Origin of the sequence: Erythrobacter aureus (assembly GCF_003355455.1) — a bacterium.
Taxonomy (GTDB): Bacteria; Pseudomonadota; Alphaproteobacteria; order Sphingomonadales; family Sphingomonadaceae; genus Qipengyuania; species Qipengyuania aurea.
On the sequence record NZ_CP031357.1, the window covers coordinates 46726 to 60069 of the forward strand.

Consider the following 13344-nt stretch of genomic DNA (forward strand, 5'->3'; position numbering starts at 1 on the left):
TCATTCTACGTCGCCCAGATCATCGACATCCAGTTCCTCGACCTCATGGCCTTCGAACCTGGCTGTCAGAACCGCGGCGGCGGTCACGTGTCCGTCCAGATTGCGGACGAGTTCCTCATGCGTCGCCCCGGGCATCAGTGTGAGCGGGAGATCGATCGCGAAAAGCTGAAATACGTAGCGGTGTTCTTCGCCCAGTGGCGGGTCGGGCAGCAGCCATTCGGAATTGCCCTGGGCGTTCTTGCCAGTACGCGGCGGGACCTCGCCCTCCATTAGCTTGCCCTTCTGCGGCGCAAGGCCCCAGACGGTCCAATTGACATGCCCCTTGTCCGCATCCTCGGCGATCAGCACCAGTTCCTGGGTGCCAGGCGGCGGCGCCGTCCACTCAAGCGGCGGAGCAACCGAATCCTCTTCGATCGCGGTGAAGGAGGGATCGAGTTCACCCCCATGGGCAAATGCAGCACTTGTCAGGGTGAAGCCGCCGCGTCCCATCACGCGCTCATCCGCTACCTTTTCAAGCGTCAATTCATGCCCGACCGGACTTCCGCCAACCGCCTTTTGAACCCAGGGCGCAACGCCGCTAGCCATGAAAACTCCTCTTTTTCGCCTTTTCAGGCACCTTTCAGCCAACCTTTAAGGCATAGCTCGGCCCGACAAACCATCCCGACGCGGGAAATTTGCACCGTTTTCACCGGCACAAGCCCGCAAGACCCACGTCAGACATGTTGCCCGGAACCGATAATACCGCCATGAAGAAGGCGGGCCGGTGCCCACTTGGGGCCGGATGTCTCGGAGGGGAAATAGCCGCATGGGTATGGGTCGCACCGCAATCAGCGCAATTCTGGCATTCTCGCTCGCTGCATGTGGCGGCGGGGGCGGAAGCTCAACGGGAGGCGGGACCACCGCCGGGGGAAGCAGCGGCGGCGGGGGCGGCGGCACCAATGTCTGCTCGCTCGGCAGTCGACAGGACTGGGTGCGTGGCCAGATCGACGAATGGTATTTGTTCCCCGACCTGATCGACCAGACGGTAACCAAAACCAATTTCGGCTCGGTGCAGGGCTATATCGACGCTCTGGTCGCACCCGCGCGTGCGCAGAACAGAGACCGTTTCTTCACCTACATTACGTCGATTCGGGAAGAGAACGCGCTGATAAACAGCGGGTCGAACGCCGGCTTCGGTATTCGTCTGATTTATAACGAAAGCGCCCAGACGGTGTTCGTGGCCGAGGCTTTCGAAAATGCCCCCGCATTCGCGGAGGGTATCGACCGGGGCACACAAATCCTGGAAATCGGGGGGCAGAGCGTCAGCGCGCTGATGTCGAGCGGCGGGTCGCAAGCTGTCGTCAATGCGTTAGGCCCGAACGATGCGGGCGTTACACGCTCGCTGCGCATCCGCCAGCCGAACGGTAGCGAAAGCACCGTCACCATCACCAAAGCCGAATTCTCGCTCGATCCCGTTTCCGACCGCTACGGCGCGAAGATACTGGACAATGGCGGCACGAAGGTCGGTTATATAAACCTGCGCACCTTCATCATTGACAATGCCGCACAGCAATTGCGCGACGCTTTCGGCGTGTTCCGTGCCGAAGGCGTGACGCAAATTATCCTCGATTTCCGGTACAATGGCGGCGGGCTCATTTCGGTCGCGGAAGTGCTTGGCGATCTGCTGGCCGACAACAGGACCGGTCAGGTTTTCAGCCGCACATTATACCGCAGTTCGAAAAGCGCGTTCAACGAAACGCGGCCCTTCGGCGCGGAACCACAGGCAATCGCAGCGACCAAGATTGCAGTCATCGGCACGCGGGGGACGGCATCGGCAAGCGAGTTGGTGGCCAACGCCTTCATCCCCTATCTGGGCGACAATATCGCGTTGGTCGGTTCGAATACGTTCGGCAAGCCGGTTGGCCAGATCGCCCGCGACCGTTCGGCCTGCGACGATCGCCTGCGGGTTGTTGCCTTCCGTTCGGTCAATGCGAACGATCAGGGCGGCTATTACAGCGGCCTTGCCGGCGTGATGCCACGAACCTGTGCTGCCGCGGACGACATCCTCACGCCGCTGGGCGATCCGGGTGAAGCCTCGATTGCCGCAGCGCTCGATTTCCTTGCCGGGCGCAGTTGTTCGGCCATAGGTGCCGCGCCGGGCACGACAGCATCGAGCAGCGAGGAACCGGACAGGCAGCAACTGATGATGCCGGATACGCCCAGCCCCGCTCAGCTTGAGGTGCCGGGGCTGCTATGACCCAGCATCGCTATTCGACCTTTGCCGAATTCTGGCCGTTCTATCTGCGTGAACATTCGCGCCCGGGCACGCGTGCCCTGCATTATGTCGGCACCACGCTGGTCGTCGCGCTCGCCGTGGCGGCGGTGCTGACGGGTCGATGGCTGTTGCTGGCCGCCATGCCGGTGGCGGGGTATTTCTTCGCTTGGATCGCGCATTTCGGGCACGAGAAGAACCGCCCGGCCACCTTCACCTATCCACTGTGGAGCCTGCGCGCCGATTTTCGCATGTGGTGGCTGTGGCTGACGGGCAGGCTGGGACCCGAGCTGAAAGCAGCGGGCGTTTCCCGCACCTAGGCGAGCGCGGCGGCCAGTGTCGCCAGCCCCAATCCGGCCGACAAGGGCACGCGTAGCGCCATCCACCAACGCGGCGCAAGGAGGCCGAGCTTGGCATCGACGCCGAGGCTGACCAGCAAAGCGCCGCCCAACATGGCCAGCGAAGGCTCGGGCCATGGCCACTCGAAAACCCAGGGTAGGAAAGCCGCCAGGGCAAGCACGCTGGGCAGGACGGCCGCGACCCACAGCCAGCCGAGCGTCCGGCGGCGCTCCGCAGCGGGCGCGGCGGCGGCAATCCCCCACCACATCCCGCCAAGGAACGACAGGATAAGCGCTGCATAGGCGAAAGCGACGCCCAGAGCCGCGCCGCGCCATTCGCCGGGTCCGAGATAGAGAATCGCCACACAGGCCAGTTGCGGCAGCAGCCCGGCCAGGCCGAGCCAACGCGGCCAGACAGGCACGCTATTCACCGCTCCGCCACCCGATCGGCATCGCGGATAGCCCCGAAGCCGACAATCGGAGTGCGGATATCGGCAAGCCAGAAAAAGATGCGCCCGGGAGCCGAAACCCAGTCTCCCATCAGGGTATTTCCAGCTCGGTGAAGGGTTGGCTGTCGGTCCAAGCACATCCCTGCCGCTGCTCGTTGCCGATCAGCAGGGTCGCGGTGAAGGGATAGCTGCGGTCGCTCATAGCATCGGAGCACTCTCCCGGCGTAATGGTGAGGTCGAACCCTACACCGTCCATCGTGCCGCTGATGCCCAGCCCGTTATTGCCCGCAAAGCGTTCGACAGGAAACTCCGCGCCATCGGGGTTTTCGGGCGTCGTATAGGTCGCCATGCGGCCCCCGGCCGCGCCACCCCAGAACGGTTCCGTGCCGGTGTAATGGACCACTTCGGTATCGGCGATACCGTCGAAGGTCGAGCTCTGCAGCGAACCGGGCCCCGGATCGTCGTTGCCGCTGCACCCCGCCAGGGCCAGCGCTGCGCAGAGTGGGATACTCGTAATCTTGATCAAGCCGCTCTCCTGTGTTCGCGGATGAAATCGACCGTCTGGCTGCGCGCCTGCTTGGCTTCGGGCACCGGCAGCAACATCCAGACATGGAACATGTCCTTATACTCGCGATAGACATGTTCGGGCATCCCCGGTTCATCCAGTCGTTTCGCCAGCCGACGTCCGTCGACGATCAGAATGTCCGAAGTGCCCGAGAATATGGCTATAGGCGGCAGGCCTTCGAGGTCGCCGAACAGCGGGCTGACACGGGGATCGTCGCGCGCCAGATCGCCGCTATACATCGCGCCGCAGGCTTCCAGCCCGCTCACTGCCAGCATCCGGTCGCGTCGTTCGATCGCACGCTGACCTTCGGCTGTGGCGGTCGCATCAAGCCAGGGCGAATAGAGCACCAGGCTGCCGGGCATCGGGCCGCCATCCGCCTTGAGCATTTGCGCCAGCGCCAGGCTCATCCCGCCACCCGCACTGTCGCCCATCACGGTGATGTTCTGCGCGCCATGGCGAGCTGCCAATTCGAGATAAAGCGAATGCATCGCTGCGAGTACCTCGGGCGCCTTGTTCTCCGGTGCGAGCGGATAGACCGGCACCGTTGCCGAGGCCCCCAGCCGCTCGCACAGATCCGCCACAGTGTCCCAGTGCACGGCGGCGATATCCATCACATAGCCGCCACCATGGAGGTAGAACAGGTGCGGCGCACCGGGCCTGGCTCCGCCCCTCGGCTCTATAGTGACCACAGGAAAGCCGCGACTGGCGAATTCGCGAATGTCGAAGCGCTTATGCCATTTGGCCCGCGGACGGACCGGCCTTCGCGCGCGCAGTTTAGCGATCCTTTCATCGAGTCTGTCGGGTTCGGCGAAAAAACGCTTGATGCCGAGCAAGGGCAGAGCGAGGTCGACGAGGCGTGCGCGGATACTGGCCATTCTTCTCGCTCCCTCAGCCGGGGTTCGTATCGAAAGCGGGAATGTCGCCCGTATCGACCCAGCACTGCTTGCTGCGCGTCCAGATATGCGCGGACGGTTGGTAATCGGACGGATCGTCCAGCGTCCCCGCCTTGACCCACAACATCCCCGGCGACACCTCCACCTTCGAGAAGAGCGGCGAACCGCAGGTGCCGCAGAACTGCCTTTCAACCGATTTGCCGCTTTCACCGCTATCGCGATAGGTCACGGGTTCGCCGTTTATGGAAACCTTATTTTCGGGCATCCCGATGATCGTGGAAAACGCGCTGCCCGACTGTTTCTGGCAATGGGTGCAATGGCACACAATCGATGCCGCCGGATCGCCTTCAATCACGTAGCGGACCTGGCCGCATAGACAGCCGCCTTCAAAACGCTCCATATCTTCCTTTCCCTCCATTCGGCCCGCGAGACTAGCCCGGCCGATGCGCGTGTCCAGCACAGTCGCTGCTCATCTCTCCGGCTTCACCCCCGTTTCCGCGTGCCCATAGTCGGCGAAGGCCCTGACAGCGTACCGGAACGCAGTCTGCCGGAACACCAGGGCATGGATGGGCGTTAACTAGGGCGAAAGACGCATTCCCATGAAGCTACCCCGCCTCGATCCCCGCTGGTACGCCGTCCCGCTCATCGCCGCAATCGTCGCGGCGGGGGCGCTCAGTGGCAGCGCGATCGGGTCGACGCCGATCCTTGCGCGGAGCGAGAGCATGATCCCCGAGGCGCCGCGCAATGCCGGTATCGGCGAATTTCGCCTCGACACGCGCAAGCCCCCGCCCAATCACTATCCACTCGTCACGCCGACAGGCACGATTCCGGTGACGGAGCTGGCTCGCCACGGGCGTCTGCGCGATGAATGGCAGGCCTTCGGCAACCATGCCGAGGAGCGAACCCTGCTCGACGCCGATTACGGTTGGGAGCTGGGCGATGCGGAGATCGACCGGCTCGATCAGTGGCAGCCGAGCCCTGCCCGCGCCGGTCTTGCGGATCGCGCGGTGGTAATCGGACAGATGCCGCATGTGATCGTTTCTTCCCCGCAATCGCGTGACGAAGCCATCACACGGGCATCGGGGCCAATTGCGGCGCCCGTTGCCATGCCTCAGCCCGGCTTGGAGGAAACAGCGCTCGGGCATGCCGCTACATCGGGATCGGGCGAATAGGCCAACCGGTATTGCCGCAAACCATGCTGGGAAGCCCGATAAACGAAAGGCGGCCCCGTCGCCGGGACCGCCTCGCATTCCTACGATCTGGCGGGGTCCGCCTATTGCGGCATCAGCACCGTATCGATCACATGGATCACGCCGTTGGAAGCCGCGACGTCGGTCGCGGTGACGGTCGACGTACCGCCCGCGGCATCGGTCAGTACGACATCGCCATCGACCACAGTGGCGGTCAGCGTACCGCCATTGACGGTGGTGATGGTATAGCCGCCCTCCCCAGCATCGGCGATGGCCTGCGTCAGCGTGGCAGCGTCCACATTACCTTCCACCACATGGTAGGTTAGGATGGTGCCGAGCGTTTCGGTATCGTTGGTGGTCAGTTCGGTCAGCGTCGCCTCGGGGATCTTGGCGAAGGCATCGTTGGTCGGCGCAAAGACAGTGTACGGCCCTTCGCCAGACAGCGTCTCGCCCAGACCTGCGGCAGTCACCGCGCCGACCAGGGTGGAAAAGGTCTCGTCGCCCTGCGCGACTTCCACAACCGTGCCAGGCGCCATTGCTTCGGCATTGGCCATCTGATCGGCGGCGGCGGCTTCTTCATAGGTATCGCTTTCCGGCGGCGTTTCCGCGCAGGCGGCAAGCGCCAGCGATGCGGTGGAGGCGAGTGCGAGGGTTAGCTTGTTCATGATAGGTCCTTCTTCGGTAGTCAGTGAGCATGCCCACAGCCGATTCATCCGGCCGGTGCTTCTAGTAGATACGAACGATGGGCGCGCATGGATGTTTCGAACATCCGTCTCATTGTGCCGAAGCGGCGCGTAAGTGCGTTAAGCCGTGGCAAAATGCACGCGGAGGGCACAGCCTGGCCGGTGCGGGCGAACAGCCCGTCGAAAGTCGATGCCTCATCACCCCTCTGGCGGGGTTTTGCGGATTGGCGGTGCTGCGGGGAACCGGTTCACCCGTGCCGCGGGGTAAGGCCTGGGGGCCTTGATGGCGAAAGAAAGGGTCAGCCGCCCTGTGCGGCCAGCGCATCGCGCGCGGCGGCTTTTTCGCGTTCCACCTTGGCCCGGCCTTCGGCTACCCGCCGTGCCTGATCGGCCAGTTCGGTCCAGGTGGCGGCGGCGCGCATTTCGCGTTGGCGCACATTGTCGAGCGTGGCCTCCTCGGCCGCGGCGCGCGCTTCGCGAGCACGTGCAGCGTAAAAATCGTAGGTCTGGCTCATGACGTGCCCCTTTCGAGCGTTCGGAGGGTATGCCGCGCGCCGCCGGCCGAAGCCGGAACGGCGCGCGACGCGTGCGATCAGTCTGCGCTCGACAGGTTCACCGCGCTGGCCTTGCCGTTGCGGCCCGTTTCGACTTCGTAGTTGAGCCGCTGCTCCTTATCGAGCGTGGTCATGCCAGCGGCCTGCACGGCGCTGATGTGGACGAAGCTGTCGTCCGAACCGTCATCGGGCTGGATGAAGCCATAGCCTTTGTCGGAGTTGAAGAATTTGACTGTACCGGTCTTGCTCATGTGTCGTTCCTTTCAAGAACGCGAGGAGTTGCCGTGCCGCAACATGCGGAACGGTCGTGCGTAAGGTCGTCCGAAGAAAGGAAGTCGTCGTCTGGTTTTCGCCGGGGCCCCGAATGCATGGCAAGCGGGCAAGCGGCGTCGTCAAAATCCGAAGTCCGTCGCAAATTTCGACGTCAGCAGGGATGCTCTACCACGCCCCTGCCGAAATACCTAACTCTATTACCGGCTTCCCGATGAAGCGGCGCGAAACGGCGAACCCGCCATGGCGGGCTCGGCTCCAGTCGCAAGGAACGGTTCCTACATCACCTTGTCGGGACGCGCGTCGTGCCTATGCTTCTCGCTCTTGCCAAAATGCCGGTCGAGCCGCTGGGCGAGCGTGGCGGCGGCCTTGCGCGCGGCATCATCGACAGTGGAGGCATGTTCGGTCACGCCGATCGCCCGCCCGCCGCTGGGCCGCGCCTCGATGGTGCAGGCCTTGTCGTCGGCCCCGCCCTTGGCGCCATTCTCGTCGCGAACATGAATTTCGAGCCGCGTCAGCCGATCCTCGAACCGCGCCAGCTTGTCGCGCACGGACGCCTCGATGCGTTCGGCAACGTTTTCCGTGCCCATGACGCTGCTGTCGGAATTGAACTGGACCTGCATGTGTGACTTCCTCTTATTCTCTTTATCCCGTCCGCTTTCCGATATGGGCCTTCGTGCTGCACTTTCCAGCACAATCGCACGGGGTTAGAGCGCTTTTCATGAGCCTGTCCGCCCCAACGCCGCCCACCATCCTCGTCGATGCCGATGCCTGCCCGGTGAAGGACGAAATCTACCGCGTCGCCGAACGGCACGGGGCGCATGTCCGCGTGGTCAGCAACAGCCCCTTCCGCGTGCCGATGAGCGAACGGGTCAGGCGCGTGGTGGTGTCGGACAGCTTCGATGCTGCCGACGACTGGATTGCAGAGAATGCGGACGCGCGCAGCGTGGTGGTGACCGCAGACATACTGCTCGCCGAACGCTGCCTCAAGGCGGGTGCGCGCGTCCTGAAACACGACGGCCGCGAATTCGACGCCGCCAGCATCGGCAGCGCCATCGCCACCCGCGCAATCATGGAAGACCTGCGCGCCGGGATGGACGGAGTGGGAGGCGGCCCGCCGCCGTTCAGCAAGGCGGACCGGTCGAAGTTCCTGCAGGCGCTGGACCGGGTGCTGGTGAGGATGGCACGCGGCTGAAGCCGGTCAGGCAGGTGCGCCCGCCGGTTTCGCTATCTATTCCCTGCAATCGGCCCATAGAGGGGCCGGGGCATTCCGCCCCGATTGGAAAAGACCATGGCCAAGGGCCAGCAGAAGAAGAGCCGCGAGAACCGCAAACCCAAGCAGGAAAAACCCAAGACCAACGCCTCGAACCCCAGCACCAAGCCCGGCAGCGTCAAGGGGCTGGAGAATATGCGTAACAGCTAGGGGCCTCAGCCCTCCCCGCGCTCGACCGGCGGCTGTTGCTTCTTCGCCTCGTGCTCCGCCAGCAGCCGGTCGATCTCGGCAATTCGCAAGCGCTCCGACGTATCGCGCTTCAATCCCTTGAGGCGGCAGGTCGCCCACAGCTGGCGGCGTTCGGATTCGAGATTCTTGCGATAGAGATCGGCCATGCGCCGCTATGGGCGCGTTCGAGCGCGCTGGCTAGCGCAGTCGCGCTCGGTGGAACCGCGCAGCCCGTCAAGAGGGATGGTGTCGGAACCCGTCGGCGATTTCGACGCCGCCAGCATCGGCAGCGCCCCCAAAGCATTCGGGCCACCCGCGCGATCATGGAAGACCTGCGCGCCGGAATGGACGAAGTAGGCGGCGGCCCGCCGCCGTTCAGCAAGGCGGGAGTCGGAGCCGTAGGCGGAGACGGCCAAAGGCCACCTCTGCACGGTCGAAGTTCCTGCAGGCGCTGGACCGGGTGCTGGTGGGGATGCGCTAGGCGAGGTGCTGGCGGAACCAGTCGGCGAGTTCGTCTTCGGACAATTCGTCGGCCGCAAGGCGCTCGACCGTGCGGATGGCGTCCAGTTCTTCGAATGACAGGCTCAGCCCGTTCTTGCGCAGGAACAGCCTAGCGGTGACCCAGGCAGTGCGCTTGTTGCCGTCGGCAAAGGGGTGGTTGCGCGTGAGACCGAAGGCATAGGCAGCAGCCAGCGCGCACAGATCATCCTCGCCATAGGACCACTGGTTGACGGCGCGCGCCAATGCGGATCCGAGCATTCCCGCATCGCGAATGCCCGAAGGACCGCCGTGCTCGGCCAGTTGCCGGTCGTGCAGCGCAAGCGCGGTCGGCTCGCCCACCCAGCGCGGTTCGGTGCGGTTGGTCAAGCTTATCCCCTCCCTTGAGGGAGGGGTCGGGGGTGGGTGTACGGCATTGCGTGGTCGCACCGCACCTGAACCGCCAAGCCCCCACCCCTCGATCCCCTCCCCGCGGGGAGGGGAGGGTAGACAGCAATCATTTCGCCAGCGCGCGAAGGATGTTGCGATCCTCGCGCATGATTTCCTCGGCCAGTTCCATGTCTTCGGCAAAGTCCGGATCATGCGCGGTAAGCCTGACCCCGTCCGGCCCCTCGGTCAGGTACAATTGATCCCCCAGCCCCACGCGCAGCTTGGCGAGGACTTCCTTGGGCAGGATGACCCCGGCGGAATTGCCGATCTTGGTGACCTTAAGCGGTGTGTTCATACGGGTGTTATAACGATTTTGCGTCTTTTAAGATAGAGCTTTTGTAAGCTCATGATCAATCTGGCTTTGGAAACCCACTTTGTGAAATTTGAAGTTTGCAATTTGTGATTCGCGATAGGTGGAAGCGGTTTTTAGGAATCGATTGCAAACGCGTATAAACTCCAGTTTACGCAAAATGCGTTTTGAAAAGTGAGAAAGCCCTTCACTTTTCGCAATCGTTCACTATCAGAATTTGCATGGAACCATGCATACCAGACAAACTGCCGATTGATGACCTCGATTGGCGAGCGATCCTGCCAAATGTAGGGAAAGCAAATGCCGCGTTGGCTAGATATGACGGCATGCTTCAGACATTGCCAAACCCTGCAATCTTGCTTTCACCAATGACAGCAAATGAAGCAGTTCTTTCATCAAAAATTGAAGGCACGCAGGCGACGCTTGATGAGGTGCTTGAAGCCGACGCCGGGATTGCGACTTCAGAACTTCGCAAAGGCGACATTGAAGAGATATCAAACTACAGATCAGCCGTCGGCATAGCTGAAGCAGCTTTAGAAGAACGGGATATCACGCTGTCCCTGATCCGCGAAGTTCATCAGCGCCTCTTACAGGGCGTTCGCGGACGTAACAAAGCTCCCGGGCAATTCCGAGAAGATCAAAACTGGATTGGGCGCCGCGGGGACCCAATCGAGAGAGCACGTTTTGTGCCTCCCAATCCAGTCGCCCTTAAAACTGAACTCTCGAATTGGGAGGCGTACCTAGCATCGGAAGATGAGGATCCGATCCTCCAAACTGCAATAGCCCATGCACAATTTGAGATTCTTCACCCATTCAAAGACGGCAACGGGCGTATTGGACGCATGCTCATTCCGCTTTTGCTCTACAAGCGCAACACACTTTCAAGACCAATGTTTTACATGTCAGAGTACTTGGAAGATAATCGGGAGAAATACTACGATGGACTGCTGGCCATAACCGAACGTGGCGCATGGAAAAATTGGATCGACTTTTTTGTCAACGCCATGATCATCCAAGCCGAAAACAACCTCGAAAAGGTTAGGCTCATTCGGAATCTCTACGACGAAACACAGCGTCGCGTCGTGGACATCACGCACTCCCAATTCTCGATGGCGACTGTCAATGCGCTTTTCGAGAGGCCAGTGATTTCCAGCACGATGTTCGCCGACTCGGCAGGATTCAACAATCGCGTGACAGCGAACAACATGCTTAGGCAATTAGAGGCCGATAACGTGATCACGCGCATTCGTGAGGGTGGAGGCCGCACGCCAGCAGTCTATGCTTTCCCTGAACTGGTCAACATCGCAGAAGGTAGAGACATCTTCAGGCGGCGCCCGCCCGAAGCTTAGCCTTACCCCTCCGGCAAATACAGCTTCTCGCCCTTCTCGCGATACACCTCGCTCATCTCCTCCATGCCCTTCTGCGCTTCCTCGGCCTCTTCGGCTGAGGTATCGGCACGCAAGTTCTCGCTCGCGAGATAGCTGTCCGAGTTCTGCTTCGCTGCAAACTCCCGCACTTCCTGCGTGATCTTCATCGAGCAGAATTTCGGGCCGCACATGGAGCAGAAGTGGGCGGTCTTGGCGCCTTCCGCGGGCAGCGTCTGGTCGTGATATTGCTCGGCCGTGTCGGGGTCGAGCGACAGGTTGAATTGGTCGCGCCAGCGGAATTCGAAGCGGGCTTTCGACAGCGCATCGTCGCGGACCTTGGCGGCCGGGTGGCCCTTGGCGAGATCGGCTGCGTGGGCGGCGAGCTTGTAGGTCACCACGCCCACTTTCACATCGTCGCGGTCGGGCAGGCCGAGGTGTTCCTTGGGTGTGACGTAGCAGAGCATCGCCGTGCCGTACCAGCCGATCTGCGCCGCGCCGATACCACTGGTGATGTGGTCGTAGCCCGGCGCGATATCGGTGACGAGCGGCCCGAGCGTGTAGAACGGCGCTTCGCCGCAGGCCTCGAGCTGCTTGTCCATATTCTCCTTGATCTTGTGCATCGGCACGTGGCCGGGGCCTTCGATCATCACCTGCACGTCCTCTGCCCAGGCGCGCTTGGTCAGCTCGCCCAGCGTGTAGAGCTCGGCGAACTGCGCTTCGTCATTGGCGTCGGCGATGGAGCCGGGGCGCAGGCCGTCGCCCAGCGAATAGGCGATGTCATAGGCCTTCATGATCTCGGTGATCTCGTCGAAGCGTTCGTAGAGGAAGCTCTCCTTGTGATGCGCGAGGCACCATTTCGCCATGATCGAGCCGCCGCGGCTGACGATGCCGGTGACGCGCTTGGCGGTCATCGGGACATAGGGCAGGCGCACGCCGGCATGGATGGTGAAATAGTCAACGCCCTGTTCGGCCTGTTCGATCAGCGTGTCGCGGAAGATTTCCCAGGTCAGGTCCTCGGCAATGCCGCCGACCTTTTCGAGCGCCTGGTAGATGGGCACGGTGCCGATGGGGACGGGCGAGTTGCGGATGATCCACTCGCGCGTGTCGTGGATGTTGCGGCCCGTGGAGAGGTCCATGACCGTGTCCGCGCCCCAGCGGATCGACCAGACCATCTTGTCGACCTCGGAGGCGACATCGGATGCCACGGCGGAATTGCCGATATTGGCGTTGATCTTGACGAGGAAGTTGCGCCCGATCGCCATCGGCTCTGTTTCGGGGTGGTTGATGTTGTTGGGAATGATCGCGCGGCCCCGCGCAACCTCGTCGCGGACGAATTCGGGGGTGACGTAGTCGGGCAGCGACGCGCCCCAGGGCTGGCCATCGTTGCGGGCTGTGAGGCGCGCGGATTCCTCGCGCAGCATTTCGCGGCCCAGGTTCTCGCGCTCGGCGACATATTCCATCTCGGGCGTGATGACGCCGCGCCGCGCATAGTGCATCTGGCTGACGTTCATGCCGGGCTTGGCGCGCAGCGGGCGCCTGATGACATTGGGATAGGCCGGGACGCCGCCCGAACGGTCGGGGCCGAGCTGGCCATTGTCTTCCGGCTTCACTTCGCGCGCATCGTATTCCTCGACATCGCCGCGCGCCATGATCCATTCGCGGCGTAGCTGGGGCAGGCCCTTGTTGATATCGATGGTCGCATCGGGATCGGTATAGGGGCCGCTGGTATCGTAGACGCGCACGCTGGGCTCGCCGCCCTCAAGGTCGATCTCGCGCATGGCGACACGCACGCCCGAGCCGCTCTTCGCGCCGACATGGACCTTGCGGCTGCCACGGATCGGGCCGGTGGTCACGCCAATGTCGAATTTGCTGTTGATGTCGGCCATGCGAGTTCTCTCCTCATGGCGGGAGAGCGGATTGCGGGCCTGACCCGGTCCACTCCCTCCGCCGATGCTAATCGGTTCAGGTTCGACGGGTCGGGCAGCGCAACCTGCCCCTCTCAGCCCAAAGCACGAAGGCTCTGCTGGCTCCCCGGGGATGCAGCTTCTTTAGGCGGTTCGGCGCGCCGTGTCCATTGCAGTCGAATCCCGCTCGAATGCGATTGCG

At 62.6% G+C, this 13344-nt stretch carries 19 protein-coding genes; 6 read left to right on the top strand and 13 right to left on the bottom strand.

Going from position 1 to position 13344, the window contains the following annotated elements:
* Complete coding sequence (locus DVR09_RS00300) at positions 1-585, bottom strand: YbhB/YbcL family Raf kinase inhibitor-like protein (protein WP_115415169.1); 585 nt, start codon at positions 583-585, stop codon at positions 1-3.
* 220 nt (positions 586-805) lie between these two features.
* On the opposite strand from DVR09_RS00300, the gene DVR09_RS00305 reads away from it, so the two are divergent.
* The gene (locus DVR09_RS00305; RefSeq protein WP_115415170.1) at positions 806-2236 is read left to right on the top strand and encodes a S41 family peptidase; all 1431 of its coding nucleotides are present in this window, start codon (positions 806-808) and stop codon (positions 2234-2236) included.
* On the top strand, positions 2233-2571 hold the full coding sequence (locus tag DVR09_RS00310) for an Mpo1-like protein (protein WP_115415171.1): 339 nt from the start codon (positions 2233-2235) through the stop codon (positions 2569-2571). Before DVR09_RS00305 ends, DVR09_RS00310 begins: the two co-directional genes overlap by 4 nt.
* Here the strand turns inward: DVR09_RS00310 and DVR09_RS00315 are convergent.
* From DVR09_RS00315 to DVR09_RS00330, 4 genes are all read right to left on the bottom strand, one after another.
* Complete coding sequence (locus DVR09_RS00315) at positions 2568-3011, bottom strand: DUF3429 domain-containing protein (RefSeq protein WP_115417694.1); 444 nt, start codon at positions 3009-3011, stop codon at positions 2568-2570. The two genes, DVR09_RS00310 and DVR09_RS00315, sit on opposite strands and share 4 nt — an antisense overlap.
* A gap of 118 nt (positions 3012-3129) precedes the next feature.
* Positions 3130-3564 (bottom strand): COG3650 family protein, encoded by a 435-nt coding sequence (locus DVR09_RS00320; RefSeq protein WP_115415172.1) that lies wholly within the window; start codon positions 3562-3564, stop codon positions 3130-3132.
* Positions 3561-4478 (bottom strand): alpha/beta hydrolase, encoded by a 918-nt coding sequence (locus tag DVR09_RS00325; protein WP_115415173.1) that lies wholly within the window; start codon positions 4476-4478, stop codon positions 3561-3563. Before DVR09_RS00325 ends, DVR09_RS00320 begins: the two co-directional genes overlap by 4 nt.
* 13 nt (positions 4479-4491) lie before the next feature.
* Positions 4492-4896 (bottom strand): GFA family protein, encoded by a 405-nt coding sequence (locus DVR09_RS00330; RefSeq protein ID WP_115415174.1) that lies wholly within the window; start codon positions 4894-4896, stop codon positions 4492-4494.
* Between the two features lie 199 nt (positions 4897-5095).
* Between DVR09_RS00330 and DVR09_RS00335 the strand changes: the two genes are divergently transcribed.
* Entirely contained in the window at positions 5096-5668 is a 573-nt protein-coding gene (locus DVR09_RS00335; protein WP_115415175.1) for a hypothetical protein, read from the top strand.
* A 101-nt stretch (positions 5669-5769) separates the two neighbouring features.
* Here DVR09_RS00335 and DVR09_RS00340 read toward each other — a convergent pair whose 3' ends face one another.
* From DVR09_RS00340 to DVR09_RS00355, 4 genes are all read right to left on the bottom strand, one after another.
* Positions 5770-6351 (bottom strand): fasciclin domain-containing protein, encoded by a 582-nt coding sequence (locus DVR09_RS00340; protein WP_115415176.1) that lies wholly within the window; start codon positions 6349-6351, stop codon positions 5770-5772.
* 317 nt (positions 6352-6668) lie between these two features.
* The gene (locus DVR09_RS00345) at positions 6669-6884 is read right to left on the bottom strand and encodes a hypothetical protein (RefSeq protein ID WP_115415177.1); all 216 of its coding nucleotides are present in this window, start codon (positions 6882-6884) and stop codon (positions 6669-6671) included.
* A gap of 77 nt (positions 6885-6961) precedes the next feature.
* Entirely contained in the window at positions 6962-7174 is a 213-nt protein-coding gene (locus tag DVR09_RS00350; protein WP_115415178.1) for a cold-shock protein, read from the bottom strand.
* Positions 7175-7471: 297 nt separating this feature from the next.
* A complete protein-coding gene (locus DVR09_RS00355) occupies positions 7472-7816 on the bottom strand; it encodes an HPF/RaiA family ribosome-associated protein (RefSeq protein WP_115415179.1) in 345 nt (114 codons plus the stop codon).
* Positions 7817-7914: 98 nt separating this feature from the next.
* Between DVR09_RS00355 and DVR09_RS00360 the strand changes: the two genes are divergently transcribed.
* Both DVR09_RS00360 and DVR09_RS17740 read left to right on the top strand, forming a co-directional pair.
* Positions 7915-8388, top strand: coding sequence for a YaiI/YqxD family protein (locus DVR09_RS00360; protein ID WP_115415180.1), 474 nt, complete (start codon positions 7915-7917; stop codon positions 8386-8388).
* A gap of 96 nt (positions 8389-8484) precedes the next feature.
* On the top strand, positions 8485-8616 hold the full coding sequence (locus DVR09_RS17740; protein ID WP_255704424.1) for a hypothetical protein: 132 nt from the start codon (positions 8485-8487) through the stop codon (positions 8614-8616).
* Positions 8617-8621: 5 nt separating this feature from the next.
* Here DVR09_RS17740 and DVR09_RS00365 read toward each other — a convergent pair whose 3' ends face one another.
* From DVR09_RS00365 to DVR09_RS00380, 3 genes are all read right to left on the bottom strand, one after another.
* Positions 8622-8801, bottom strand: coding sequence for a hypothetical protein (locus tag DVR09_RS00365; RefSeq protein ID WP_115415181.1), 180 nt, complete (start codon positions 8799-8801; stop codon positions 8622-8624).
* A gap of 310 nt (positions 8802-9111) precedes the next feature.
* On the bottom strand, positions 9112-9501 hold the full coding sequence (locus DVR09_RS17480; RefSeq protein ID WP_115415183.1) for a type II toxin-antitoxin system death-on-curing family toxin: 390 nt from the start codon (positions 9499-9501) through the stop codon (positions 9112-9114).
* Positions 9502-9628: 127 nt separating this feature from the next.
* Complete coding sequence (locus DVR09_RS00380) at positions 9629-9856, bottom strand: AbrB/MazE/SpoVT family DNA-binding domain-containing protein (protein WP_115415184.1); 228 nt, start codon at positions 9854-9856, stop codon at positions 9629-9631.
* 236 nt (positions 9857-10092) lie between these two features.
* Here DVR09_RS00380 and DVR09_RS00385 point away from each other — a divergent pair, with 236 nt between their 5' ends.
* Positions 10093-11220 (top strand): Fic family protein, encoded by a 1128-nt coding sequence (locus DVR09_RS00385; protein ID WP_115417695.1) that lies wholly within the window; start codon positions 10093-10095, stop codon positions 11218-11220.
* Between the two features lie 2 nt (positions 11221-11222).
* On the opposite strand, the gene thiC is transcribed toward DVR09_RS00385, so the two are convergent.
* Positions 11223-13124: a phosphomethylpyrimidine synthase ThiC gene (gene thiC, locus DVR09_RS00390; RefSeq protein WP_115415185.1), complete on the bottom strand. Its 1902-nt coding sequence runs from the start codon at positions 13122-13124 to the stop codon at positions 11223-11225.
* Positions 13125-13344: the final 220 nt, after the last annotated feature.